Raw genomic sequence first — 24,015 nt, 5'->3', positions numbered from 1 at the left:
CGATGATCACCGACACCGCGCCGGCCCCTGACCGCGACGCTGCCGCCAGCGATGACGGCGAATTGCTGATCCGCGTGCGCGGGCTGACCAACCGTTTCGGTGCGCAGGTGGTACACGACGGGCTGGACCTGGATGTGCGTCGCGGCGAGATCCTCGGCGTGGTCGGCGGCTCGGGCACCGGCAAATCGGTGTTGATGCGCAGCATCCTCGGCCTGCGCACGCCTGACGATGGTCAGATCGAGGTGCTCGGCGTCGATGCCCGCTCCAGCGACCCGGCCAACCGCCTGCATATCGAACGCAATACCGGCGTGCTGTTCCAGGATGGTGCGCTGTTCTCCTCGCTGACCGTGGGCGAGAACGTGCAGGTGCCGTTGAAGGAACATCACGGCGAGCTGCCCGAGCGCTGGCATTACGAACTGGCCCTGCTCAAGGTGAAGCTGGCCGGCCTGCCCGCCGATGCGATCAACAAGCTGCCCTCGCAGCTGTCCGGCGGCATGCGCAAGCGCGCCGGCCTGGCCCGCGCGCTGGCCTTGGACCCGCCGCTGCTGTTCCTGGACGAGCCCACGGCCGGGCTGGACCCGATCGGCGCGGCCGCGTTCGACCGCCTCATCAAGACCCTGCAGGAAGCGCTGGGCCTCACTGTCTTCCTGATCACACACGATCTGGACACCCTGTATGCGATCTGTGACCGGGTGGCGGTGCTGGCCGACAAGAAGGTCATCGCCAACGCCCCGCTGCACGAGATCGAACAACTGGACCACCCGTGGATCCAGGAGTACTTCCACGGACCGCGCGCGCGTGCTGCGCGCGATGCAAAGCACGAGAGCGAGTAAGCCATGGAAACCAAAGCCAATTACGTCCTGATCGGCGCCTTCACCCTGGTGGTGGGACTGGCGCTGCTGGCCTTCGGCCTGTGGGCCGCCAAGTACTCCTCCGACCGCACCTGGACGGAATACCGCGTGGTGTTCCGCGAGGCCGTCACCGGCCTGTCGGTGGGCAGCCCGGTGCAGTACAACGGCATCGCGGTCGGCTCGATCACCGAGTTGAACCTGGTCCCGGATGATCCGCGCCAGGTGGTCGCGCGGATCCGCCTGAACTCCAATACGCCGGTCAAGACCGACACCCGCGCCAAGCTGGCGATCACCAGCCTGACCGGTCCGTCGATCATCCAGCTAAGTGGCGGCACCCCGCAGTCCGCCGCGCTGACCGCGGTCAACAAGGACCCTGCCCCGATCATCCCGACCACGCCGTCGGCGCTGCAGAACATCACCGACGTGGCCAACCGCATCGTCGAGCGCATGGACCAGGTGCTGAGCGACCGCAACGTGGCCAGCATCAACGCGACCCTGGCCAACCTGGAAACCATCAGCGGCGGCCTGGCCGACCGTGACCAGGGCACCCAGGCGCTGCTGCTCAGCGCGCGCGATGCCGCACGCAGCCTGGACGTCACCCTCAAGAGCACCAACGGCACCATCCAGCGCCTGGACAAGAATCTGGTGCAGCAGCTGCCACCGATCCTGGACAAACTGGAAACCACGCTGAGCAAGCTGGACTCCGCCGCCGGCAACGCCGACTCGATCCTTGGCGAGAACCGCGCCGCGATCAACAGCTTCGCCAACGATGGCCTGGCCCAGCTCGGCCCGACCCTGACCGAGCTGCGCGGCCTGATCCGCGACCTGCGCCGGGTCAGCGACCGCCTGGACAACAACCCGGCACGTTATCTGCTCGGCCGCGACGCACCCAAGGAGTTCGAACCCAAATGAGCCGCCCGACCTTGTTCCGGCCCCTGCTGCCGATCGCCCTGATCGCCGCGCTTGGCGGCTGCTCGCTGCTGGGCAGCAACGAGCGCAGCGCGGTGACCATCTATTCGCCCGTGGTCCGCATCCAGGCCGACCCGAGCTGGCCGACCGTCGATTGGCAGCTGGTGCTGGTCAAGCCCAGCGCCGCGCGCGTGGTCGACAGCCCGCGCATCAACGTGCGCCCGACTCCCTCCGAACTGGAGGTCTACAAGGGCGTGAGCTGGGCCCAGCCGGCCACCGACATGCTCGATGACGCGCTGGTGCGCGGTTTCGAGGATTCCGGTCGCATCAACGGGGTGGCCCGGGTCACCACCGGCATCCGGGCCGACTACAAACTGGCCATGGACGTGCGCCGCTTCGAAGCCGACTACCGCGGCCAGGCTACGCCGACCGCGCTGATCGAAGTCAACGCCAAGCTGATCCACGTGATCGACCAGCGCGTGGTCGCCGACCGCACCTTCCGCCAGGAAAACCCGGTCGGCAGCACCGACGTCGCCCAGGTCACCGCCGCGCTGGAACAGGGGCTGCAGACACTGACCACGAACGTGGTGGGCTGGACGCTGGTGACCGGCGAGCAGGATCACGCCCGCAGCGCGGTCACCCCTGCCCGGGTGCGTTGATCCAGCGGAACGTGAGATTCAGGCGCTCGGCCAGCGGCCGGGCGCTCTTCGGCAGCGAATGCTGGTAATGGCGCTGGGTCTGCCCGCCCATCACCAGCAGATCGCCATGGTCCAGCAGGACCTCGGCCTTCTTCGCATGGTCGTCCCGGCGCCGCAGCAGGAACCGCCGCGCCGCGCCCAGACTCAATGACGCGATCACCGGTGCCGGCCCCAGTTCGGGCTCGTTGTCGCTGTGCCAGCCCATCCCATCATCGCCATCGCGGTAGCGGTTGAGCAGCACGCTGTTGAACGCATGGCCACAGCAGGCCGCCAGCTGATCGCGCAGCGGCAGCAGCGCCGGATGCCAGGGCTGCGGCACGAACTCGGTACCGGAATAGCGGTAGCGCGCGGCCGGGTCGCCCATCCAGCAGCTCAGGCGCGGGGAATCGACCTGGCGGCCGAACATCCGGATCGTGTGCACCTCCCATGGGACGTCGTCGCGGAGCGTGCGCTGGAGGGTGTCGGCGGTGTCGCGGGAGAGCCAGTGACGGTGCCAACTCACTTCAGCGTCGCGCAGATGCAGGTCCATGGCCTTCCTCAGGAGCCAGCGTGGTGCCCGTTGAACGGACACCACGGCGGCAATGGCAATCAGGCTTGGACGAAGGCCACGCCGGTCTTTTCCTTCAACTCATCCATACCCACGCCCGGAGCCGCCTCGACCAGCACCAGGCCCGTGTCAGTGACATCGAACACGGCAAGGTCGGTGATGATGCGGTCCACCACGCCGACACCGGTCAGCGGCAGATTGCACTCGGGCAGAATCTTGTGCTCGCCGCTTTTGGCGGTGTGCTCCATCAGCACCACCACGCGCTGCACGCCGGCGACCAGATCCATCGCCCCGCCCATGCCCTTGACCATCTTGCCCGGCACCATCCAGTTCGCGAGGTCGCCCTTGTCGGTGACCTGCATCGCGCCGAGGATGGCCAGGTTGATGTGGCCGCCGCGGATCATCGCGAAGCTGTCGTGGCTGCCGAAGTAGCTGGCGCCCGCGCGTGCGGTCACCGTCTGCTTGCCGGCATTGATCAGGTCGGCGTCGACCTCGGCCTCGGTCGGGAACGGGCCGATGCCGAGCAGGCCATTTTCGGACTGCAACCAGACATCCACACCGTCGGGAATGTGGTTGGCGACCAGGGTCGGCAGGCCAATACCCAGGTTCACGTAGGCGCCGTCGGTCAGTTCGCGCGCGGCGCGCTGTGCCATTTCATCGCGGGTCCAGGCCATCTCAGTTCGCCTCCTGGCGCACGGTACGCTGTTCGATACGCTTCTCGGGGTGCGGGTTGTGCACGATGCGGTGCACGTAGATGCCCGGCAGGTGCACCTGGTCCGGGTCGATGCTGCCCACCGGCACCACCTCTTCCACTTCCACGATGCACAGCTTGCCGGCCATCGCGCAGGCCGGGTTGAAGTTGCGCGCGGTCTTGCGGAACACCAGGTTGCCGGCCTCGTCGGCCTTCCACGCCTTGACCAGCGCGACGTCGGCGCGCAGCGCGGTCTCCATCACGTAGTGCTTGCCATCGAATTCGCGGGTTTCCTTGCCCTCGGCCACCACCGTGCCGTAGCCGGTTGCGGTGAAGAAGGCCGGGATGCCCGCACCACCGGCACGCAGGCGCTCGGCCAGGGTGCCCTGCGGGTTGAACTCCAGCTCCAGCTCACCGGCCAGGTACTGGCGCTCGAATTCCTTGTTCTCGCCCACGTAGGACGAGATCATTTTCCGGATCTGGCGGGTCGCCAGCAGCTGGCCGAGGCCAAAGCCATCCACGCCCGCATTGTTGGAGATCACGGTCAGATCCTTGGCACCGGAATCGCGCAGCGCGGCGATCAGGGCCTCGGGAATACCGCACAGGCCGAACCCGCCGACCGCCAGGGTCTGGCCATCGGCGATGGCGCCTTGCAGCGCTTCAGCCGCACTGGCGTACTGCTTTCCACGTCGCCCGGCGTTGTCTGGGGACTTGCTCATCTACGCCCTCACCTCGTTGATGTAAGCGGCCATTGTAGCCATTGCCCGGGGCTTTCCCTGCCCCCGGGCTCCGGCATTGACCCGGCCCGCCCCGGTGAAAACGATTCCCATACACGGCAGCGGCTAAACTAGTGCGCTGACTGTCAGAAGGACTGAATAGATGACGCTCCCCGCATTCAAGGCGTACGACATCCGCGGCCGGGTTCCGGATGAACTGAACGAAGATCTGGCCCGTCGCATCGGCGTGGCCCTGGCGGCGCAGCTGTCGCCCGGCACGGTGGTGGTTGGCCACGATGTCCGCCTCACCAGCGGGGCCCTGCAGGATGCGCTGGCAGCCGGCCTGCGCGGCGCCGGCCGCGAGGTGCTCGACATCGGGCTGTGCGGAACCGAAGAAGTCTATTTCCAGGTGGACCACCTGAAGGCGGCCGGCGGGGTCATGGTCACCGCCAGCCATAATCCGATGGATTACAACGGCATGAAGCTGGTCAAGGAGCAGGCCCGCCCGATCAGTTCCGATACCGGCCTGTTCGCGATCTCCGATGCGGTCGAGGCCGACCAGGCCCCCGCCGCCGAGCCGAGCGCCGGCCTGCAGTCGCATCCGGACAAGAGCGCCTACATCGCGCACCTGCTGAGCTACATCGAGCCCAAGGCCCTCAAGCCCTTGAAGCTGGTCGTCAATGCCGGCAACGGCGGCGCCGGCACGATCGTGGATCTGCTCGCCCCGCACCTGCCGCTGGAGTTCATCCGCATCTGCCACGAGCCCGATGGCAGCTTCCCGAATGGCATCCCCAATCCGCTGCTGCCGGAAAACCGCGAGCTCACCGCACAGGCCGTGCGCGAGCATGGCGCGGACTTCGGCATCGCCTGGGATGGCGACTTCGACCGCTGCTTCTTCTTCGACCATAACGGCCGCTTCATCGAAGGCTATTACCTGGTCGGTCTGCTTGCCCAGGCGATCCTCGCGCGCCAGCCCGGCGGCAAGATCGTGCACGACCCGCGCCTGACCTGGAACACGGTGGAAATGGTCGAGGACGCCGGTGGCCAGCCGGTGCTGTGCAAGAGCGGCCACGCGTTCATCAAGGAAAAGATGCGCTCGGAAAATGCCGTCTACGGCGGCGAGATGAGTGCGCACCATTATTTCCGCGAGTTCGCCTACGCCGATTCCGGCATGATCCCGTGGCTGCTGATCGCCGCGCTGGTGTCCGAGTCCGGCCGCTCGCTGGCCGATCTGGTCGAAGCGCGCATGCAGAAGTTCCCGTGCAGTGGCGAGATCAATTTCAAGGTCGCCGATGCCAAGCGCTCCGTCGCCCGCGTGATGGAGCATTACGCCGCGCAGGCGCCGGCACTGGACCACACCGATGGCATCAGCGCCGATTTCGGCGAGTGGCGCTTCAACCTGCGCAGTTCCAACACCGAGCCGCTGCTGCGCCTGAATGTTGAAACCCGCGGCGACGCAGCGCTGCTGCGCGCACGCACCGATGAAATTTCCCAATTGCTCAAGGACGCCTGAGGCGAGTACCCCCACCATGCAGAACCTTCTTCCCGTCATCCTTTCCGGCGGCTCCGGCACCCGCCTGTGGCCACTGTCGCGCGAGTCCTACCCCAAGCAGTTCCTGGCATTGGCCGGCGAACAGACCATGCTGCAGGCCACCTGGCAGCGTGTGGCAGCGATCGCCGGCCGCGCGCCGCTGATCGTCGCCAACGAGGAGCACCGCTTCGTCGCCGCCGAGCAGCTGCAGCAGCTGGGCGTGCAGCCGCAGGCAATCCTGCTGGAGCCGATTGGCCGCAACACCGCCCCGGCGATCGCGGTGGCCGCGCTGGAAGCGACGCGCGAGGGTGATGATGCGCTGCTGCTGGTGCTGCCGTCGGACCATGTAATCGCCGACGAACAGGCGTTCCGTGCTGCCGTACTGCGTGCGGTACCGGCCGCGGAGTCCGGCAAGCTGGTGACGTTCGGCATCGTGCCGACCGGCCCCGAAACCGGCTACGGCTACATCAAGGCGGCCTCCAAAGGTGATGTCCGCGCCGTGGATCGGTTTGTCGAGAAGCCGGATGCGGAAACCGCCAGCGCGTACGTGCAGTCGGGCGAGTATTTCTGGAACAGCGGCATGTTCCTGTTCAAGGCCTCGCGCTTCCTGGCCGAGCTGGAGACGTTCAATCCCGCCATGCTGGCCGGCAGCCGCACCGCCTGGCAGCAGGCGCGCCGCGACAGCGATTTCACCCGCCTGGACAAAGACGCCTTCGCCGCCGTGCCGTCGGATTCCATCGACTACGCGGTGATGGAAAAGACCGCCGACGCCGTGGTCGTGCCGCTGGATGCCGGCTGGAACGACGTCGGTTCGTGGACCGCGCTGCGTGACGTGTCCGAACAGGATGGCGAGGGCAACGCGCACCACGGCGACGTGATCGCGATCGACTGCCGCAACACCTTCGCCTACGGCGAGCGCCTGATCGCGCTGGTCGGCCTGGATGACGTGATCGTGGTCGAGACCGATGATGCGGTCATGGTCGGCAAGAGCGACCGCATGCAGGAGATCAAGCAGGTGGTCGCCCGGATCAAGGCCGATGGCCGTCCCGAAGCGACCTGGCACCGCAAGGTATACCGCCCGTGGGGCGCCTACGACTCGATCGACAATGGCGCCCGCTTCCAGGTCAAGCGCATCACGGTCAAGCCGGGCGCAACGCTGAGCCTGCAGATGCACCACCACCGCGCCGAACACTGGATCGTGGTCAGCGGTACCGCCGAAGTCACGCGTGGGGAAGAAGTGCTGCTGCTCACCGAGAACCAGAGCACGTACATCCCGCTGGGCGTGACCCATCGCCTGAAGAACCCGGGCAAGTTGCCGCTGGAGCTGATCGAAGTGCAGTCCGGCAGCTATCTGGGCGAGGACGATATCGTGCGGTTCGAGGACACGTACGGGCGTACCTGATCGACGCCAGACAGATAAACAGAAAACCCGGCCAAGGCCGGGTTTTTTTTATTGCGGGTAGAGCCACGCCATGCGTGGCTGCCCTGCCTGGAATCCTGACACCGCGTCAGCCACGCATGGCGTGGCTCTACGCCTGGGTCAGCAGTCCGCGATGACCCGCTTCAGACCGTCCTGCCAGCGTGGCAGCACGACGCCGAAGTCCTGCTCCAGCTTCGCCACATCCAGGTGCGAATAGGCGGGGCGCTTGGCCGGCGTCGGGTACTCGGCCGTGGAGATCGCCTCGACGTTCGGTGCCCGCGGCAGCACGCCTGTTGCGACCGCGTCCGCAAAGATCGCTTCGGCAAAGCCGTGCCAGCTGGTCTCGCCTTTGGCGGTCAGATGCCACGTGCCCGACAGTGCCCCGTCGTGCTGCAGCGCCTGCGCGGTCACATCGGCAATCAACGCTGCCGGCGTCGGCGTACCAATCTGATCCGCCACCACGCGCAGTACGTCGCGCTCCGCCCCCACCCGCAGCATCGTGCGCAGGAAGTTGGCGCTGTGGGAAGCGTATACCCACGCGGTGCGGAAGATCAGGTGGCGTCCACCGGCCGCACGGATGGCTTGCTCACCGGCCAGCTTGCTGGCGCCATACACGCCCAGCGGGGCGGTCGCATCGTCTTCCCGGTACGGGCGCGTGCCCTGCCCGTCGAACACGTAATCGGTGGAGTAATGCACCAACGGGACGCCGGCCTGCGCGCACCAGTGCGCCAGTACACCGGGGGCTTCGGCGTTCGCACGGAAAGCCGCCTCCCGGTCGTCCTCGGCCCGGTCCACCGCGGTGTAGGCGGCGGCATTGACCACCAGCGCCGGCCGGACGCGGTCCAGCAGTGCGGTTAGCGAGGCGGGCTGGTCGAAGTCGGCCACCTCGCACGCGCTGCCGTCGGGCAGCGCGCCACTGCGGGTGGTCGCCACGATCGTACCCAGCGGGGCCAGTGCGCGTCGCAGTTCCTGGCCAAGCTGGCCATTGGCCCCCAGCAGCAGGATCGTCACGGCTGGTAGACCGGCAGGCGGTCCTCGGCGATGTCCTTCAGGAACGGCGCAGACTCGTCCTTGGCCGACAGCGTGGGTGCGCTGATCGGCCAGTCGACGGCGATGTCGGCATCGTTCCAGCGGACGCCGGCGTCGAAGTCCTTCAGGTACACCTCGGTGCAGAGGTAGCTGAAAATCGCCCGTTCGGACAGCACGGCGAAACCATGCGCGAAGCCTTCCGGAATCCAGAACTGCTTCTTGTTCTCCGCGCTCAGCACCACGGCGGCCCACTGGCCGAAGGTCGGCGAGCCACGACGGATATCCACCGCCACGTCGTAGACTTCGCCTTCAAGCACGCTGACCAGCTTGCCCTGCGGCCGCGGCCACTGATAGTGCAGGCCGCGCAGCACGCCCTTGGACGAGCTGGAGACGTTGCTCTGTACGAATTTCGTCGGCAGTCCATGCTCACCGAAGCGGGCCGCGTTCCAGGTCTCGAAGAAGAAGCCGCGCTCGTCGCCGAACACGGCCGGCTCGATCACCACGCAACCCGGCAGCTTGGTGTCGACAATCTTCACGGCACCACTCCTCGCACAGCCAGCGTGTGCAGGTACTGGCCGTAGCCGTTCTTGATCAGCGGCGCTGCCAGCCTCTCCAGCTGCTCGGCGTTGATCCAGCCCTGGCCGAAGGCGATTTCTTCCGGGCAGCAGACCTGCAGGCCCTGGCGGGTCTGGATGGTCTCGATGAAGTTGGAGGCTTCCAGCAGCGACTGGTGGGTGCCGGTATCCAGCCACGCATAGCCACGACCCAGCGCTTCCAGATGCAGGTTGCCCTCGCGCAGGTAACGCTGGTTGAGATCGGTGATCTCCAGCTCGCCGCGCGGCGACGGCTTCAGCTCCGCGGCGTAATCGCTGGCGTTGCCGTCGTAGAAGTACAGGCCGGTGACGGCATAGTTCGAACGCGGCTTTTCGGGCTTCTCGACCAGATCGATGACCTTGCCGGCTTTGTCGAATTCGGCCACGCCGTAGCGCTCCGGATCATTGACCCAGTAACCGAACACCGTGGCACCGGTATCGCGCTGGTCGGCATTGCGCAGCACTTCACGCAGGCCATGACCGTGGAAGATGTTGTCGCCCAGCACCAGGCAGCTCGGCTTGCCGCCGATGAAGTCCTTGCCGATCAGGTAGGCCTGCGCCAGCCCGTCCGGACTCGGCTGCACGGCGTACTCGATGTTCATGCCCCACTGCGAGCCATCGCCAAGCAGGCTCTGGAACAGCGCCTGCTCGTGCGGCGTGTTGATGATCAGCACGTCGCGGATCCCGGCCAGCATCAGCACGCTGAGCGGGTAGTAGATCATCGGCTTGTCGTACACGGGCAGCAGCTGCTTGCTGACGCCCTTGGTGATCGGATACAGGCGCGTGCCCGAACCACCTGCGAGGATGATGCCCTTGCGTTGAGTCATGCGGTTGTCCTCTGTCTGGTGATCACCGCGCTCAGGCGGTGGTGCCGATGCGCTGCAGGCGGTAGCTGCCGTCGAGCACGCCGTTGACCCAGTCCTGGTTGTCCAGGTACCAGTCCACGGTGAAGCCGATGCCCTGCTCGAAGGTGTACTTCGGCTCCCAGCCCAGCTGGTCCTTGAGCTTGGAGGCATCGATCGCGTAGCGGCGGTCATGGCCGGGGCGGTCGGTCACGTAGGTGATCTGGCTGGCGCGCGGCTGGCCATCCTCACGCGGGCGGCGTGCATCGAGCAGTGCGCAGATCGCCTGCACCACTTCGATGTTCTGCTTCTCGGAGTTGCCGCCGACGTTGTAGGTCTCACCGATCTGGCCCTTGGCCAGCACGGTGCGGATCGCTTCGCAGTGGTCGCTGACGAACAGCCAGTCGCGCACCTGCTTGCCATCGCCGTAGACCGGCAGCGGTTCGCCGGCCAGGGCCTTGGCGATCACCAGCGGGATCAGCTTCTCGGGGAAGTGGTACGGGCCGTAGTTGTTGGAGCAGTTGGTGGTCAGCACCGGCAGCCCGTAGGTGTGGTGGAACGCGCGCACCAGATGGTCCGAGGCCGCCTTGGACGCCGAGTACGGCGAGTTGGGCGCATACGGGGTGGTCTCGCTGAACTTGCCGGTCTCGCCGAGGGTGCCGTAGACCTCATCGGTGGAGACGTGCAGGAAGCGGAACGCCTGGCCCTTGTCGTCCGGCAGCGCCTTCCAGTAATCGCGTACGGCTTCCAGCAGCGCCAGGGTGCCCACCACGTTGGTCTGGATGAACGCGCCCGGGCCGTCGATGGAACGGTCCACGTGGCTTTCGGCGGCGAAGTTCAGCACCGCGTCGGGCTGGTGCTCGGCCAGCAGGCGCGACACCAGCGCCTGGTCGCCGATGTCGCCCTCGACAAACACGTGGTCCGGGTTGCCGTCCAGCGAGGCCAGCGTCTTGAGGTTGCCCGCGTAGGTCAGCGCATCGAGATTGATGACGCGCACGCCTTTGGCGACCGCTTCGAGGACAAAGTTACCGCCAATGAATCCGGCTCCGCCGGTGACAAGCCATGTGGGCACTACCCGTTCTCCTGTTCGATGTGCGTGCAGGGGGCCTGGTGGCGCCCCGACTCAGCGCCACAGGATACATGGCGGCCGTCTTCACGACTGCCCGTGCAGCGTGAACAGTCGGCGTTTTCCGTCGATTTCATGACGCGCTGCAGCATAACCATACGCATTCGCATGGTGCCCTTGCGCCAGTTAGAATCGCTGTCCCACCCCCGAACCGGTTGCTAGTCAAAGAACCGGACGTTCTCCCGTTATTGAAGGATCCAGCACCAGATGAAAATCCTCGTCGCGTACAAGCGCGTGGTGGACTACAACGTCCGCATTCAGGTCAAGCCGGACGGTTCCGGCGTGGTCACCGACGGCGTCAAGCTGTCCCCCAACCCGTTCGATGAAATCGCGCTGGAAGAAGCGCTGCGCCTGCGCGACAAGGGCATCGCCACCGAGGTCGTGGTCGCCACGATCGCACCGGCCGATGCCCAGGCGCACCTGCGCAACGGCCTGGCCATGGGCGCCAACCGCGCCATCCATGTCGTGACCGACCAGGCGATCCAGCCGCTGACCGCCGCCCGCACCCTGCTCAAGCTGGTCGAGAAGGAACAGCCGGACCTGGTGATCCTGGGCAAGCAGGCCATCGACGACGACGCCAACCAGACCGGCCAGATGCTGGCCACGCTGTGGGGCCGCCCGCAGGCGACCTTCGCCAGCAAGCTGGACATTGCCGACGGCAAGGCCACGGTCACCCGTGAAGTCGACGCCGGCCTGGAAACGCTGGAAGTCGACCTGCCGGCCGTGGTCACCACGGACCTGCGCCTGAACGAGCCGCGCTTCATCAAGCTGCCCGACATCATGAAGGCCAAGGCCAAGCCGCTGGAGACCCTGCAGCTGGCCGACCTCGGCGTTGAAGCCGCCGATACCTTCAAGACCACCCAGTACGCCGCGCCGGTCAAGCGCAGCAAGGGTGTGATGGTCAAGGATGCGGCCGAACTGGTCGCTGCACTCAAGCAGAAGGGGTTGCTGTAATGACCAAGATCCTCGTTGTCGCTGAACACCACGACGGCAAGCTCAACGCCGCCACCGCCAAGACCGTCAGCGCGGCCGCCGCGATCAGCGGCGCCAGCATCGACGTGCTGGTGCTGGCCGCCGATCCGGCCGCCGTGGCCGCCGAGGCTGCGCAGCTGGCGGGCGTGGCCAGGGTGCTGACCGTGGCCAACGCCGCCAACGCGCAGGCGCTCGCCCAGGTGCTGGCCCCGCAGATCGCGCAGCTGGCCACCGGCTACACCCACGTGTTCGGCCCCTCGACCACCTTCGGCAAGGACCTGATGCCGTGCGTGGCCGCCCTGCTGGGCGTCAACCAGGTCTCGGACCTGATGACCGTCGAAGGCAGCCACAGCTTCAAGCGCCCGATCTATGCGGGCAACGCCATCATCACCGTCGAAGTGCCGGCCGACCAGATCGTGGTCGCCACCGTGCGTGCCGCCTCGTGGCCGGAAGCAGCCAAGGGCGGCAGCGCCAGCGTGGAAGCGGCCAGCGTCGATGCGACCCTGCCGAGCCACACCCGCTTCATCGGCCTCGCCGCCGGTGCCACCGACCGCCCGGACCTGCAGAGCGCCAAGCGCGTAGTGTCCGGCGGCCGTGGCGTGGGTTCGGAAGAGAACTTCAAGGTGATCTTCCAGCTGGCCGACAAGCTCGGTGCCGCGGTCGGTGCCTCCCGCGCCGCCGTGGACGCCGGCTATGTGCCGAGCGACCTGCAGGTCGGCCAGACCGGCAAGATCATCTCGCCGGAGCTGTACGTGGCCGTCGGCATCAGCGGTGCCATCCAGCACCTGACCGGCATCAAGGACGCCGGGACCATCGTGGCGATCAACAAGGACCCGGACTCGCCGATCTTCGAGATCGCCGATATCGGCCTGGTGGGGGATCTGTTCACCCTGCTGCCCGAGCTGGAAGCGGCGCTGGGCTGAGCCCGACCCGCAGGGCGTGATGGCCTTGGCCCTCACGCCCTGCCTCTTTCCGCGGGCCGTCCAGGCCGCGTAAGGTAAGCCCCCCGGGTGGCCGCAGCGCTGCCACCGGCCGCCCAGCATGGACGTGATTCGATATGCCCGTACCTTTCCGCCACTGCCTACCGAACGGGGACCTGCGATGATCGTCGGTTCGGGACTGGTGGCGCGTGCATTCGCGCCCCTGTTCGCAGACGACGCCAGAACCGTCATTTTCGCCTCCGGGGTGTCCAACTCCAGCGAAACAGACCCGGCCGCCTTCGCACGCGAGCGTGCAATGCTGGCGCAGTACCTGGCCGGCGACATCACCCGGCTGGTCTATTTCGGCAGCTGCAATGTGGTCAACCCGCTGCAGGACTCGCCCTATTTCCGGCACAAACGTGCCATGGAAGCACTGGTCGCCGCGCATCCGGCCGGTATCGTGCTGCGGCTTCCACAGGTGGTCGGGCATACCCGCAATCCGAACACGCTCACCAACTTCCTGCGAGACCGCATCCTGGCTGGCGATCCGCTGACCGTCTGGACACGCGCCTGCCGCAATCTGATCGATATCGACGACGTCGTCCGCATCGCCGCGCAGCTGCTCTCCGGCGCTGGGCCGGTGCCAAAGGTGGCCTCGATCGCTTCCCCATGGTCGCTGCCGATGACGGAGATCGTCGGCCTGTTCGAATCCGTGCTTGGACGCCGCGCGCAGATCATCGCGGTGGACCGGGGCGAGGAGATGCTGATTGATACCGCGCTGGCCGAGCGCACGGCGCGCGACATCGGGCTGGATTTTGGTCCAGACTACCCTCTCCGCGTGATCCACAAGTACTACGGCCAGCCCCATGAATCCTGAAATCTCCGTCGTCATACCTGTCTATGGCAGCGCCGGCATCCTGCCGAACCTGGTGGCCAGACTGGAGGAGACACTGTTCCCGGCGTTTGGGGACGGCGGCTTTGAAGTCATTCTGGTGCATGACGCCGGCCCCGATGACGCCTGGTCCGTCATCGTGCAGCAGGCCCAGGCACGCCCTTGGCTGCGTGGCTTGGATCTACGACGAAACGCAGGGCAGCACAATGCGATCATGGCGGGACTTGGCATAGCGCGCGGCCGATACATCGTGACGATGGACGACGACCTCCAGCACGATCCTGCCGACATTCCTCGGATCGTCGCCAAACTACGTGAAGGCGCAGACCTGTGCTACGCGCAGTTCCCGGAAAAGCAGCACGCGCTATGGAAGCGGCTCGGCAGCCGCTTCAACGACATGGTTGCCGCGCGCCTGCTCAAGAAGCCAAAGGGCCTGTACCTCTCTCCGTTTCGGGGATTCGTCCGCGAACTCGGTGAAGAGGCGCGGAGGTACAACGGTCCTTTCGTCTACCTTGATGGACTGCTGATCCAAAGCACCAGCCACAAACGCATCGCAACCGTCATCGCGCAGCATCATGCACGCGGGGATGGGCAGTCCGGTTACAGCCTGAGCAAGTCCATCTCGCTGTGGTTGCAGATGGCCACCAGCTTCTCGATCGTTCCGCTGAGGTTTGTATCCCTCGCAGGTATCGTGGCCTCGTGCATCGCCTTTCTGCTTGCGATCGTCGTCCTGTGGCAGAAACTGCACTCCCCTCAGGTTGCTGTCGGGTGGCCCTCGCTGATCATCACCATCCTCTTCATGGGTGGTCTGCAGTTGTTGGCGTTGGGTGCGATTGGCGAGTACACCGGCAGAATCCTGCTGAACATCAATAATCGCCCTCAGTACATCATTGGCGAAACCGCCAATGTGGATGACGCGCCGGAGAGCTGACCGCGCTGACGTTGCCGGCGGAACGTGGTCACTGCGCCCCTGGAGACCAAGCAGGTCATCCGCTCATGCCTCAGGGGCTTCCCTCGGGCAGCCGGCCTCAGCCGGCCTGCATTCGGCGACCCAGCCAGACATAGGTCAAGCGGCGCGCATGGGCCATCAAGCGAGCCTTGAGATTCCCCACGCGAAGCGTCAGGCCTGGCAACAAAGTGGGATCTGCCGCAGCCAACGCGTTGTGGAATGCGATAGCCTGATTCGCCTGTTCATGCATCAGACGCACGCTCCACTGCCCGGCGTTGATCCTGAAGCTGGCCAGGCTTTCGCGTAACGCCACCATGTCTCCCTGCAGCATCACGCTGGTGTAGCTTGCCTGATCGATGAGGTAGGGGTGACTGTTGTCCCATCCGCTGGCAGGCAGCAGCTCGCGCCGGAACATCACGCACCCGGGCTCGCCGAACAGATTTGTTCCGGCCATTACTGAAGCGCGCACGGCGTCACGGCCCGAGACCAGGCCATTGAGCGTGCCGAGCCCCCGGGCACCGATCACCACCTTTCCCTGCGCGTCGATGAGATCTCGCTTACAGGCGACGAACACCGCAGAAGGGTGGGCATCAAGCGCGGCGACCTGCTTGCTGAGCGCATCCGGTGCGATGAGGTCGTCACCACACACCAGCTTCAACAGCTCACCACGTGCGGCCTGCGTTACCCGGTCCCAGTTGGCCTTGGCACCGCCGCCTGGCGGGGTCGGTGACAGAACACGTACGCGCGGGTGCTCGGCATACTGCGCCAACAGTGTCTCGGTTCCATCAGCGGATGAATGATCGGCAATGACCAGTTCGTAATCCTGATAGTCCTGCGCCAGGATTGAATCCAGGGTCTGCTGCAGGTAGTCCGCATTCTTGTAGGCAGGTACAACGACCGACACTCGAGGAGTCATCAACGTTCCTCCTTGGAACCAGGCTCCGGGCGTCGCCGGAACGAGAAATACTTGTGACCGACATAATTGAAGATCACCACGACCACTGTGATGAGGATCTGTGTCGGAATGGGGGGCAGACCCAGCACATCCGCGAGGAGTGCCAGGGCTGCCATGTTGATCATCAGACTGCCGAGGTTGACACTGGCGAAGCGGGCGAAGTCACGCCAAGCATGACCCGATACCCGGAACACCAAACGGCGATAGACGAAAAACACCAGCACCAGCGACACAACCCATGCGATCACCAGGCTGGTCACGGAGGGAACGCCGGGGCCAAACAGCAGCACCAAGCCCGCGAACAACGCCGTGCTGAACGCTGTATTTGCTCCACCGACGATCAGGAAGAGGACGCGCTGATCCTTGAAGAAGCGTTGCAGTGGACCGGGAGCGCCCGATCCGGCAAGCGGCGAGCGCTCACCGTTCACTGCTGTCCACCCACGGGCAGCCCGGCAAAGTAATCGGCAAAGCCGGCAGGTCGGCGGATGATGACGCTATGCTTCCCCGCCGCCGGCAATGCGAATGCAGTCTGGAAGCCATTCACGGCCACCCCTGGTCGAACGTCGCCATCGACGATGGCATACCACCTGCCGTCGCTGTCTTCGTTCAACACCAGCAAGGCGGGACCACTGGTCTCCACCATCGCCTGCAACATCACAGCCGAGTTATGCCAGGCAGCGACCGGACGGGCCGAGAATTTCCCTTCGCCGAGCGTCGTCTGCCCTACCCCCAGTCTCTCCACCGCCCTGGGGGTGGCATAGATGTGATCGACCTGAGCGCCGTCCGCTGCCTGAAGCGATGCAGAAGGCGAAGGGACGACCGCCAGGCCACCCTCCGCAAGGAAGAGACGAGGCAGCGCTGCGGGATCGTCGCGGAGCGCGTAGCGATCATCAATGGCGAGCGCGCCCTCGGTCCCTGCCGCAACCACCGTGTAACGGACGCCATACAACCGGGCCACCGCGGGCTTGGGGAAGTAAAGCAGTTCGAACTTTGAACGCCGCTGTGGATTCAGGTCCCCGCGGATCCCCCGGGCTCCGAGATTGGCCAGCTGGTGGCCAAGGATTTTGAAATCAGGCAGCGTCTCGCTGACGGCGACGCGGTAGTTCTCCGGACTCTCCAGGGCTGCGAACACCGTCGCCATCGAATGCCGTTGTTCTATCCGTTCGCCCCGCACGATCATCGATTGCCCCAGGCTCGGCGTCTTGGCAACGACAATCGGTACTGCAGCCGAGACAATGACAACCAAGCTCAGCAGCGCCTTGTTGACCGCGACACCTCTGCTGGCCGACCACCACAGCAGCGCAGCGCCCAGCAACACGGGGATTATCTGCCAATAGAACTCGCCACTGACCAACACACCCAGCAAGGCCATGACGACAATGGTCGCTGCCGCGATCTCGGGCCACCAGATCCACTGACGCTGCTGCTTGCGGCGGATCAACGAGACAAGCCGCTGCAGACACAGCGCACCCACCGGAAGAGCCAGCATGACGACGTACAGCGACCACCAGTTTACTTCGCGCACCTTGTTGGCAATCGGCAACAGATACAACAGCCAGCCGAACGCAGCAAAGCAGAAGATGGCACTGATTGCGATTGATGCAAGCAAGGCAGTCATCAGCGGCCTCGTCCTGAACAACCATGGATAGGACAGACAGGCCAGTGCAATGGAAGCGCCCAGATAAAGGTTGCCCACCACCATGCTGTACTGATGAGCGAATGCGAAGGGTGCAAAAACAGCCTTCCACCCCAGCCCATGGGCCGTCAACGCGGACAGGGGCAGCTTGTCCTTTCCGCTGATGTCCCGACCATCACCCAGCCACCGGATCGAATCGCTATGGAAGTCCATCACCCCGGACAGGTAGGGGTAACAAGCGACGACGATCACCGCCGCGGCCAACGCAAGTGACGCATAGATGGGACGAAGGTGGACGTGAGCCTTCTGCCACCCCCGCTGCCTCAGCACGACAACGCTGTAAACCGCTCCGACAATTGCCGAGCCAACGAATGCCAGCACCAGATTCTGCGCTGGCTGTGCATAGATAAGAAGCGTCACCGAGGCCGCAAGGCCGATGGCCGCCACGGGCGCCCAACCTCGCTGGTAGATCCGCGCCTGGAAGAACAGTATCCACGGCAACCATGCCAGTGAAGCCGAAATGGGCGGCCACACTCCAACGCTCTGGAACGCAGGCAGGAAAGGAGCGACGAGGCCGACGGAGATTGCCAGCAGCTGCCGCAGGCCCAGGCAACGCCCGAGCAGATAGCTGCCGACGCCGTAGATTCCCATGTGGAGAAAGAAAACCAGCTTCAGGCGATCCAGCGTATCCAGAATCGTTGAATCACTGCCCAGCCAGTTGAAATACAACGGATACAAGGGATGAAAACTCGGGCTGCCCCAGTACGACAAGCCTGCAACCAGACCGGAGTCGTACATGCCGGCAAACAGCCCGTGCTCACCTATCGATCGGCTGATGTCGAAGTACATCGGTACAAGCACGTCGTCGGCGTCCGGACCATGCAGGATCGCGATGCCCGAGAACCTTGCGACAGCAACCACCAGTACGATCACCGCCACCGTCGCCGCACCCATGAGGTTGCGCGTCGCCTTGTTCATGCCATTTTTTACTCCTGTCACATCAATTCCTGACTAGTCGTCAGCCATCACAGCGCGACGTCGCATACCCCGGCCAGCCACTGCGCCCAGAATGGCTACAAGCGCGGCTCGATGGCTGCGGACAGTACACGCCAAAGAGCGTCGTGCGAGTAGAAGCTCCGGATGAACATCCGTTCTGCATCAGAGACCTGCTGCCAAGCCTCGTCATCACGCAGCAGTTTGACAATATGGGCGGCCATTTCCTCAGCCGCATCACCTACCGGCATGAAAGAAGACGCAGCGCCGAGGCCCTGCATACCGATCGAGGTGGTGACACAGGGGAGACCATGCTGCAGGCTTTCCAGCACTTTCCCCTTCACACCACCGCCGAAACGCAGCGGGGCCACCGCGACGCGTGCGTGCTGGTATCGCTGGGTCAGGACCTGATCGCTGACGTAACCGGTGACTTCGATATGCGCCGATGCCATCGCCAGGACCTCCGGCCGCGGATTGGAGCCGACCAGGCTCAACCGGACGCCGGGGACCTCACGGTGGACCAGCGGAAGGACCTCGCGAACGAACCACAACGCCGCATCGACGTTGGGCGCGTGAGCGAAACCGGCAACAAAGAGGATGCCCTCGCGGCCCTCCGGCCCGGCCATATCAGCCTCGGGCACAGGGTCATACGCGTACAGCGGAATGGTCTCCGCACGGATGTCGACACCCGGCTCATGCTCGGCCAGCCAACGGCGGACGTGGGCCGTTTCATCAGTGGATGGGTACAGCACCACGTCTGCCTGCTTCCACAGACCGTGTTCAAAATCACGGAAACGGCGAGTCTCTTCTTCGAGTTCACGATCCGGATGCAGCGCCAGCTGCTGCTGCATGCGCAGGTGATGGATATCGTGCCCGTAGTAGACAACCTTCGCACGGCTGTGCCGACGGACACTGCCAACCAGGTCGGCCGAGATATGCGGCCGGTTCAGCACCACCGCATCAAGGTAGTTGCCGTGTTCGGTCAGCCATGCGTCGAAGCGACCGACGTACTCCGAGCCGCACAGCACCTCAACGCCGAGCTGTTGCAGCGGCGGGGTATAGATCGGGTCCTGGTACGCATTGGCGGGCCAGAACGACACCTGGCACCCCTGGCGGACGAGGGTCTCGATCACCTGCCAGGTCGCCCGTGATCCCGCATCGCGGTCCGGCTGCGGTACGTAATGGTCCACGACCAGCACGTGTCGGCGGTTGCGGGAGCGGTCGCGCGCCAGGAACACATCCTGGGCGTTCGGGAACTGTTCGTCGCGCAGCGTGTTTTCCCAGCGTGCCAGGAACTTCTCGCGGTTGATCGCCTGGAACGCCTTCACGCCGGTCGTTTCATCGGTGCCGCTGGACAGACCTTCGTAATGGACGACAACCGATGCCGGCTGGAGATAGACCTTCAACCCCTGTTCGCGGATCCGGAAGGCAAGATCGGTATCTTCATAGTAGGCCGGTACATAGCGCTCATCGAAGCCACCCAGCGTCCGGAACAAGGTCGCCGGCAGCATGATCGACGCACCCGAGACGTAGTCGACTTCCTTCAGATAGCAATAAGCCGATCTGCCGGGAACATCCAGACGGCCAAAATTCCAGGCACTGCCGTCGGCCCAGACAATGCCACCGGCCTCCTGCAGCCGCCCGTCCGGATAGACGAGTTTGGAGCCGACCATGCCGGCGTCCGGATGGGTCCGGAAGACCTGCACCAGTGCGTCAAGCCAGCCAGGCGTCACTTCGGTGTCGTTGTTGAGAAGGTAAATGAACTCGCCCTTGGCCAGGGTCAAGGACTGATTGCATGACAGCAGGAAGCCGAGGTTCGTCGGGTTATCGTGGAACCGCAGGCCCGGAATCCGGGCGAGCTTCTTGATGTCCTGATCGCCGGAAGCATCCTCCAGGACCAGCACCTCGAAGGAAACATCCGCACCGGCACGGGCGATCGATGCGATGCAGGCCAGGCTCTGTTCGTAGTTGCCGTAGGTGGGGATGACGATGCTGACCACCGGCGCCTCGACTGACTCGAAGCGGAGGTCCTGCAGCGCCTGGTCGGGATTCTGGAGAATCTGATCCAGCTTGAGCCCCTCCACCGGAACCACGACAGCGTCCCGGCGACGCATCAAGAACCGCTTGATCGTCGGCACCAAGGGCGCGAGCAGGCGATGCCGTGCCAGGCCAGTGGCACGCAGCGAGTTCAACACGGCATCGCTGTCACCCCGCACGACACGGGACAGGAACCGCAGCGGCCGTGTGACTTTCCACGATTTCGACTGCAACAACGTGCTGGTGAATGCCTGCAGCGACGACAACTCACCACGATAGCGCTGCACGACGTCGGCCAGTTCCTGTTCGCGCCGACGATCGGCCGCCAGGTCCGCGGCGGGTGATTCACTGGACACTCCCCCCGCCGAGGCCATCAACAGCCCGATATCAAGGTGATGCTTGTGGAGGTCATCCCGTGCGCTGCCCAAGAGATTGGACAAATCGACTTCCAGCTGGATTTTCGCTTCCCACAACGCCGCGATGGCGCCTTCGAGCCGGCGGGCATGATCGCGCTCGACGCTCAGCACATTCTGCGCGTGCGCCAGGTTACGCTCGAGGACTTCGGCATGATGCTGCTTTTGCTGAAGCTCAATCCCCCGTGAGTTCATCAATTGACGCTGATGTTCGAGCTCGCCTGCGAGGCTCTCGACAGTCTGTCGCTGCTGCTCGAATTCTCCTGCGAGCTTCTCCAACGCGTTCTGCTGCTGTGACAGGTTCCCGTGCAACGACCCGACCTCGGCCTGCTCGCGCTGCACGTGACCGCGCAACGACGCGATCTCCGCATCCTGCGCCTTCGCCCACCGGGCCACTTCATGATGATGGTTGTAAAGATCTTCGCCTTCGGCATACAGCACCGAGGCAGGCAGCACCGGGATCAGCCCACGGTCTGCCGCGGCGATGGCCACGAAGTAGACCGCCGCCGGCATGTGCGCCACGCGCTGCTCCACGCGTTCGCCGGTATCGGCCAACGCCTGGAACACCTGCTGTTCCGGCGCGCCATCCAGGGGCGTGATGGTCGAGCAGACCGCCATGCGGTGACCGGACAGTTCCACCGCCGGGAAGTACTTCTCCAGCAGGGCCTGGAACTCATTGAGATAGAGTTCCTTGACGTGATAATCGTTGTGGTAACCGGCCTGGTCGGAGTAGACCTCCTTGTTCGGCGAGGACATGACCAGAATGCCGTCCGGGCGCAGCACGCGCCGGATCTCGGCCATCATTTCATCCTGCTCCAGCAGGTGCTCGATGGTCTCGAAGGACACCACGACATCCACGCTGTCATCGGCAAGCGGAATGGCCGCTGCCGAACCCTGCAGATACTGCAGGTTGCCAAGCGCGGCATACCGTTCGGCGGCATGATTCACTGCATCGTGGGAAATATCCACGCCGCGCACCGAGCGCGCTTTGGAGGCCAGCATGGCGCTGCCATAGCCTTCGCCACTGGCGACATCGAGCACGTCCTTGCCTTCCACCAGCGGCAGGCACCACGCATAGCGATGCAGGTGCTCCTGCCTGATCACGCCGTGCTCAGTGGGCACAAAGCGCTCGCCGGTAAACTCGATCATCGCGACTCCTTGGAAACTTCAATGGACAGCATCGGCAACCCGATCAGGCCGAACCGCATGGTTTCATCCAGCGCGCGGAACTCCAGCGCGTCGTGGATCCAATGCTGCTGTGTATGGTCGTGCTGGTCGCCGGAGGCCACGGCAACATCGACCATGTAGGAACCGGACGGCATGATCGGCATCCGGAAGACGAATGCCCCTACCACGGTCTCGCCTGCCTCGCCGGACACGGGCGCGTCCTTGCAGGCGAAGTAACTGTTGTCACCGAACAGGCGCTGGCCCAGTCGGTCCTTCACGTAGAAGCCGACGATCAGGTTGTCCAGGGTTTCGCGCAGGGCGACCCGCACCTCCAGGCGCACCAGCTCGCCTCCTTCCAGGATCGACAGCGGCGTGCCTTCGGCATCGGTCATGCGCACATCGACAATGCGCGCACCGTCCGCGCCGAACTCCTGCCCGACATTGTCCGGATCGAACTCGAACAACGCGATGCGATTCTGCACGCCCGCTTCATTGAAGGCGTCCTGGCGGAAATCGGCATGATCGGTCGACAACCGGCGGGGCTTCTTCTTCGCCGCCACGACGATGTCTTCGGACCCTGCCTCGCGCCGGCCGACGACGTGCTGTTCGGTCATGTAGGCCTCGACCACCTCCTGCGAGGTCCCGGCCAGGCGCATCTTGCCGTTCTCCAGCCATACCGCGTTCTCGCAGAGGTTGGTGACGGCCGCGGCATCGTGGCTCACGAACAGCAGGGTGCCGTGTTTCTGGAACTCGCGCAGGAAGCGCATGCACTTCTGCGAGAAGAACGCATCACCGACCGCAAGCGCCTCATCGATGATCAGGATGTCCGCATCCACGTGGGCGATCACCGCGAACGCCAGGCGCACGGACATGCCACTGGAGTAACTGCGCACCGGCTGATCGATGAACTCGCCGATGTCGGCGAACGCCAGGATGCTCTGCATCCGCTGCTCGATCTGATCGCGTCGCAGCCCAAGGATGGTCGCGTTGAGCAGCACGTTCTCACGCCCGGTGAATTCCGGGTTGAAGCCGCTGCCCAGTTCCAGCAGGGCGGCGACCCGTCCCTTCACCGAAATATGGCCTTCGGTGGGGTTCAAGGTGCCGGCGATCATCTGCAGCAGGGTCGACTTGCCCGACCCGTTGCGGCCAACGATACCCACGGTCTGGCCGCGGCGGATCGAGAAGCTGACGCCGCGCAGCGCCCAGAAGTCCTTGTAGAACGACTTGCGCTTGCCGGCCAGCGCCTGCCACAGGCGATGCGAGGGCCGCTCGTACATGTGGTACGCCTTGCCGACGCCCTGGACCTCGATGACGGTTTCTGCCGCAGTGACTTCAGAGGACATCGGCAAACCCCACGCGCAGCTTGGTGAAAATGCGATGTCCGATGAATGCGACCACGCACGCGATCACCGTGTAGATCGCCAGTCCTGTCCAATCCGGCAGGCGGCCCCAGATCACCACTTCACGCACCTGGTTGATGATGAAGGTCAGTGGATTCAGTTCAAACACGATGCGATAACTCTCCGGCACCGATTCCACCGGAATGATCGCCGAGGAAAGGAACAACATGGCGGTTGCGACGACGCCGGCAATCTGCCCGATGTCGCGCAGGTACACGCCCAGCGCTGATACCGCCCAGCCGACGCCAACGGTCAGGATCACCAAGGGCGCCAGCACCAGCGGCAACAGCAGCGCAGTGGCGTGGATATTGCCTTTCAGGCACAGATACAGAATCAGCAATACCACCATGTTCATGGCGAGGTGGAACAGCGCGGAGAACGTCATGCTCCACACCAGGATATCCAGCGGGAACACCACGCGTTTCACATAACCGGTATTGCCGACGATCAACTGCGGCGCGCGGATGAAGCACTCGGCAAAAAACCCATGGACGGTCAAGCCGGCAAACAGGATCAGCGCGAAATCAGTCGTCGAACCACTCGAGCCTGGCCAGCGCCCCTTCATCACGAAGCCGAACGCCAGCGTGTAGACCAGCAACATCAGGAACGGACTGATCAACGACCACAACAGGCCGAAGCTCGCGCCACGATACCGGCCCAGCACTTCACGCTGGGTCAGTTCGTAGGCAAGCGAGCGGTTTTTTCCGAATACCGACAGGATGCCCATC

22 protein-coding genes are annotated in these 24,015 nt (G+C 64.6%); 9 read left to right on the top strand and 13 right to left on the bottom strand.

Going from position 1 to position 24,015, the window contains the following annotated elements; all coding sequences use genetic code 11:
* Window positions 1–2: 2 nt before the first annotated feature.
* Genes ABE483_RS07015 through ABE483_RS07005 form a run of 3 tightly spaced genes read left to right on the top strand, consistent with a single transcriptional unit; the run spans window position 3 to window position 2,419 of the window.
* Window positions 3–833 (top strand): ABC transporter ATP-binding protein, encoded by an 831-nt coding sequence (locus tag ABE483_RS07015; protein ID WP_346462893.1) that lies wholly within the window; start codon window positions 3–5, stop codon window positions 831–833.
* 3 nt (window positions 834–836) lie between these two features.
* Window positions 837–1,763, top strand: a complete 927-nt coding sequence (locus tag ABE483_RS07010; protein WP_121042588.1) for an MlaD family protein — start codon at window positions 837–839, stop codon at window positions 1,761–1,763.
* Window positions 1,760–2,419, top strand: coding sequence for an ABC-type transport auxiliary lipoprotein family protein (locus tag ABE483_RS07005; RefSeq protein ID WP_284128394.1), 660 nt, complete (start codon window positions 1,760–1,762; stop codon window positions 2,417–2,419). The genes ABE483_RS07010 and ABE483_RS07005 overlap by 4 nt, the downstream gene beginning before the upstream one ends.
* Here the strand turns inward: ABE483_RS07005 and ABE483_RS07000 are convergent.
* The 3 genes from ABE483_RS07000 to ABE483_RS06990 are packed head-to-tail and all read right to left on the bottom strand — an operon-like array spanning window position 2,397 to window position 4,415.
* The gene (locus ABE483_RS07000; protein ID WP_346466146.1) at window positions 2,397–2,987 is read right to left on the bottom strand and encodes an alpha-ketoglutarate-dependent dioxygenase AlkB; all 591 of its coding nucleotides are present in this window, start codon (window positions 2,985–2,987) and stop codon (window positions 2,397–2,399) included. The two genes, ABE483_RS07005 and ABE483_RS07000, sit on opposite strands and share 23 nt — an antisense overlap.
* Before the next feature lie 59 nt (window positions 2,988–3,046).
* A complete protein-coding gene (locus tag ABE483_RS06995; protein ID WP_346462895.1) occupies window positions 3,047–3,679 on the bottom strand; it encodes a CoA transferase subunit B in 633 nt (210 codons plus the stop codon).
* A gap of 1 nt (window position 3,680) precedes the next feature.
* Entirely contained in the window at window positions 3,681–4,415 is a 735-nt protein-coding gene (locus ABE483_RS06990) for a CoA transferase subunit A (RefSeq protein ID WP_284128398.1), read from the bottom strand.
* Between the two features lie 160 nt (window positions 4,416–4,575).
* Between ABE483_RS06990 and ABE483_RS06985 the strand changes: the two genes are divergently transcribed.
* Together ABE483_RS06985 and ABE483_RS06980 are read left to right on the top strand one after the other, a co-directional pair.
* A complete protein-coding gene (locus tag ABE483_RS06985) occupies window positions 4,576–5,925 on the top strand; it encodes a phosphomannomutase (protein WP_346481405.1) in 1,350 nt (449 codons plus the stop codon).
* Window positions 5,926–5,941: 16 nt separating this feature from the next.
* Window positions 5,942–7,345 carry a mannose-1-phosphate guanylyltransferase/mannose-6-phosphate isomerase gene (locus tag ABE483_RS06980; RefSeq protein ID WP_284128400.1) on the top strand — a complete coding sequence of 468 codons (1,404 nt, stop codon included), beginning with the start codon at window positions 5,942–5,944 and terminating at the stop codon, window positions 7,343–7,345.
* A 138-nt stretch (window positions 7,346–7,483) separates the two neighbouring features.
* Here ABE483_RS06980 and rfbD read toward each other — a convergent pair whose 3' ends face one another.
* Genes rfbD through rfbB form a run of 4 tightly spaced genes read right to left on the bottom strand, consistent with a single transcriptional unit; the run spans window position 7,484 to window position 10,899 of the window.
* The gene (gene rfbD, locus ABE483_RS06975; RefSeq protein ID WP_346481404.1) at window positions 7,484–8,374 is read right to left on the bottom strand and encodes a dTDP-4-dehydrorhamnose reductase; all 891 of its coding nucleotides are present in this window, start codon (window positions 8,372–8,374) and stop codon (window positions 7,484–7,486) included.
* Entirely contained in the window at window positions 8,371–8,928 is a 558-nt protein-coding gene (rfbC, locus tag ABE483_RS06970) for a dTDP-4-dehydrorhamnose 3,5-epimerase (protein WP_346466143.1), read from the bottom strand. Before rfbC ends, rfbD begins: the two co-directional genes overlap by 4 nt.
* Complete coding sequence (gene rfbA, locus ABE483_RS06965) at window positions 8,925–9,812, bottom strand: glucose-1-phosphate thymidylyltransferase RfbA (RefSeq protein WP_346462898.1); 888 nt, start codon at window positions 9,810–9,812, stop codon at window positions 8,925–8,927. The genes rfbC and rfbA overlap by 4 nt, the downstream gene beginning before the upstream one ends.
* Window positions 9,813–9,843: 31 nt before the next feature.
* On the bottom strand, window positions 9,844–10,899 hold the full coding sequence (gene rfbB / locus ABE483_RS06960) for a dTDP-glucose 4,6-dehydratase (protein ID WP_346462899.1): 1,056 nt from the start codon (window positions 10,897–10,899) through the stop codon (window positions 9,844–9,846).
* A 261-nt stretch (window positions 10,900–11,160) separates the two neighbouring features.
* On the opposite strand from rfbB, the gene ABE483_RS06955 reads away from it, so the two are divergent.
* The 4 genes from ABE483_RS06955 (at window position 11,161) to ABE483_RS06940 (ending at window position 14,668) form a co-directional block, all read left to right on the top strand.
* Entirely contained in the window at window positions 11,161–11,907 is a 747-nt protein-coding gene (locus tag ABE483_RS06955; protein WP_128096508.1) for an electron transfer flavoprotein subunit beta/FixA family protein, read from the top strand.
* Window positions 11,907–12,848 carry an electron transfer flavoprotein subunit alpha/FixB family protein gene (locus ABE483_RS06950; protein WP_346462900.1) on the top strand — a complete coding sequence of 314 codons (942 nt, stop codon included), beginning with the start codon at window positions 11,907–11,909 and terminating at the stop codon, window positions 12,846–12,848. The genes ABE483_RS06955 and ABE483_RS06950 overlap by 1 nt, the downstream gene beginning before the upstream one ends.
* A 178-nt stretch (window positions 12,849–13,026) precedes the next feature.
* Complete coding sequence (locus ABE483_RS06945; RefSeq protein WP_346466141.1) at window positions 13,027–13,722, top strand: NAD-dependent epimerase/dehydratase family protein; 696 nt, start codon at window positions 13,027–13,029, stop codon at window positions 13,720–13,722.
* Window positions 13,712–14,668, top strand: a complete 957-nt coding sequence (locus tag ABE483_RS06940) for a glycosyltransferase family 2 protein (protein ID WP_346481403.1) — start codon at window positions 13,712–13,714, stop codon at window positions 14,666–14,668. Before ABE483_RS06945 ends, ABE483_RS06940 begins: the two co-directional genes overlap by 11 nt.
* A 97-nt stretch (window positions 14,669–14,765) precedes the next feature.
* Here ABE483_RS06940 and ABE483_RS06935 read toward each other — a convergent pair whose 3' ends face one another.
* From ABE483_RS06935 to ABE483_RS06910, 6 genes are all read right to left on the bottom strand, one after another.
* Entirely contained in the window at window positions 14,766–15,602 is an 837-nt protein-coding gene (locus ABE483_RS06935; protein WP_346481402.1) for a glycosyltransferase family A protein, read from the bottom strand.
* Entirely contained in the window at window positions 15,602–16,069 is a 468-nt protein-coding gene (locus ABE483_RS06930; protein ID WP_346481401.1) for a GtrA family protein, read from the bottom strand. The genes ABE483_RS06935 and ABE483_RS06930 overlap by 1 nt, the downstream gene beginning before the upstream one ends.
* Window positions 16,066–18,255, bottom strand: a complete 2,190-nt coding sequence (locus ABE483_RS06925) for a hypothetical protein (protein WP_346481400.1) — start codon at window positions 18,253–18,255, stop codon at window positions 16,066–16,068. Before ABE483_RS06925 ends, ABE483_RS06930 begins: the two co-directional genes overlap by 4 nt.
* A 95-nt stretch (window positions 18,256–18,350) precedes the next feature.
* Complete coding sequence (locus tag ABE483_RS06920; protein ID WP_346481399.1) at window positions 18,351–21,869, bottom strand: glycosyltransferase; 3,519 nt, start codon at window positions 21,867–21,869, stop codon at window positions 18,351–18,353.
* On the bottom strand, window positions 21,866–23,230 hold the full coding sequence (locus ABE483_RS06915; RefSeq protein WP_346466137.1) for an ABC transporter ATP-binding protein: 1,365 nt from the start codon (window positions 23,228–23,230) through the stop codon (window positions 21,866–21,868). Before ABE483_RS06915 ends, ABE483_RS06920 begins: the two co-directional genes overlap by 4 nt.
* Window positions 23,220–24,014 carry an ABC transporter permease gene (locus ABE483_RS06910; protein ID WP_319206731.1) on the bottom strand — a complete coding sequence of 265 codons (795 nt, stop codon included), beginning with the start codon at window positions 24,012–24,014 and terminating at the stop codon, window positions 23,220–23,222. Before ABE483_RS06910 ends, ABE483_RS06915 begins: the two co-directional genes overlap by 11 nt.
* Between the last annotated feature and the right edge of the window lies 1 nt (window position 24,015).

Origin of the sequence: Stenotrophomonas sp. TWI602 (assembly GCF_039674045.1) — a bacterium.
Classification (GTDB): Bacteria; Pseudomonadota; Gammaproteobacteria; order Xanthomonadales; family Xanthomonadaceae; genus Stenotrophomonas.
The sequence above is the reverse complement of the archived record's forward strand: the minus strand, read 5'-3'. Positions and strand labels throughout refer to the sequence as shown.

What these genes read in the sequence shown, in the direction of transcription:
- ABE483_RS07015 (WP_346462893.1), top strand. Translation starts at nt 3, where the DNA reads ATGATCACCGACACCGCGCCGGCCCCTGACCGCGACGCTGCCGCCAGC.
- ABE483_RS07010 (WP_121042588.1), top strand. Translation starts at nt 837, where the DNA reads ATGGAAACCAAAGCCAATTACGTCCTGATCGGCGCCTTCACCCTGGTG.
- ABE483_RS07005 (WP_284128394.1), top strand. Translation starts at nt 1,760, where the DNA reads ATGAGCCGCCCGACCTTGTTCCGGCCCCTGCTGCCGATCGCCCTGATC.
- ABE483_RS07000 (WP_346466146.1), bottom strand. Translation starts at nt 2,987, where the DNA reads ATGGACCTGCATCTGCGCGACGCTGAAGTGAGTTGGCACCGTCACTGG.
- ABE483_RS06995 (WP_346462895.1), bottom strand. Translation starts at nt 3,679, where the DNA reads ATGGCCTGGACCCGCGATGAAATGGCACAGCGCGCCGCGCGCGAACTG.
- ABE483_RS06990 (WP_284128398.1), bottom strand. Translation starts at nt 4,415, where the DNA reads ATGAGCAAGTCCCCAGACAACGCCGGGCGACGTGGAAAGCAGTACGCC.
- ABE483_RS06985 (WP_346481405.1), top strand. Translation starts at nt 4,576, where the DNA reads ATGACGCTCCCCGCATTCAAGGCGTACGACATCCGCGGCCGGGTTCCG.
- ABE483_RS06980 (WP_284128400.1), top strand. Translation starts at nt 5,942, where the DNA reads ATGCAGAACCTTCTTCCCGTCATCCTTTCCGGCGGCTCCGGCACCCGC.
- rfbA (WP_346462898.1), bottom strand. Translation starts at nt 9,812, where the DNA reads ATGACTCAACGCAAGGGCATCATCCTCGCAGGTGGTTCGGGCACGCGC.
- ABE483_RS06955 (WP_128096508.1), top strand. Translation starts at nt 11,161, where the DNA reads ATGAAAATCCTCGTCGCGTACAAGCGCGTGGTGGACTACAACGTCCGC.
- ABE483_RS06950 (WP_346462900.1), top strand. Translation starts at nt 11,907, where the DNA reads ATGACCAAGATCCTCGTTGTCGCTGAACACCACGACGGCAAGCTCAAC.
- ABE483_RS06945 (WP_346466141.1), top strand. Translation starts at nt 13,027, where the DNA reads ATGATCGTCGGTTCGGGACTGGTGGCGCGTGCATTCGCGCCCCTGTTC.
- ABE483_RS06940 (WP_346481403.1), top strand. Translation starts at nt 13,712, where the DNA reads ATGAATCCTGAAATCTCCGTCGTCATACCTGTCTATGGCAGCGCCGGC.
- ABE483_RS06935 (WP_346481402.1), bottom strand. Translation starts at nt 15,602, where the DNA reads ATGACTCCTCGAGTGTCGGTCGTTGTACCTGCCTACAAGAATGCGGAC.
- ABE483_RS06925 (WP_346481400.1), bottom strand. Translation starts at nt 18,255, where the DNA reads ATGAACAAGGCGACGCGCAACCTCATGGGTGCGGCGACGGTGGCGGTG.
- ABE483_RS06920 (WP_346481399.1), bottom strand. Translation starts at nt 21,869, where the DNA reads ATGATCGAGTTTACCGGCGAGCGCTTTGTGCCCACTGAGCACGGCGTG.
- ABE483_RS06915 (WP_346466137.1), bottom strand. Translation starts at nt 23,230, where the DNA reads ATGTCCTCTGAAGTCACTGCGGCAGAAACCGTCATCGAGGTCCAGGGC.
- ABE483_RS06910 (WP_319206731.1), bottom strand. Translation starts at nt 24,014, where the DNA reads ATGGGCATCCTGTCGGTATTCGGAAAAAACCGCTCGCTTGCCTACGAA.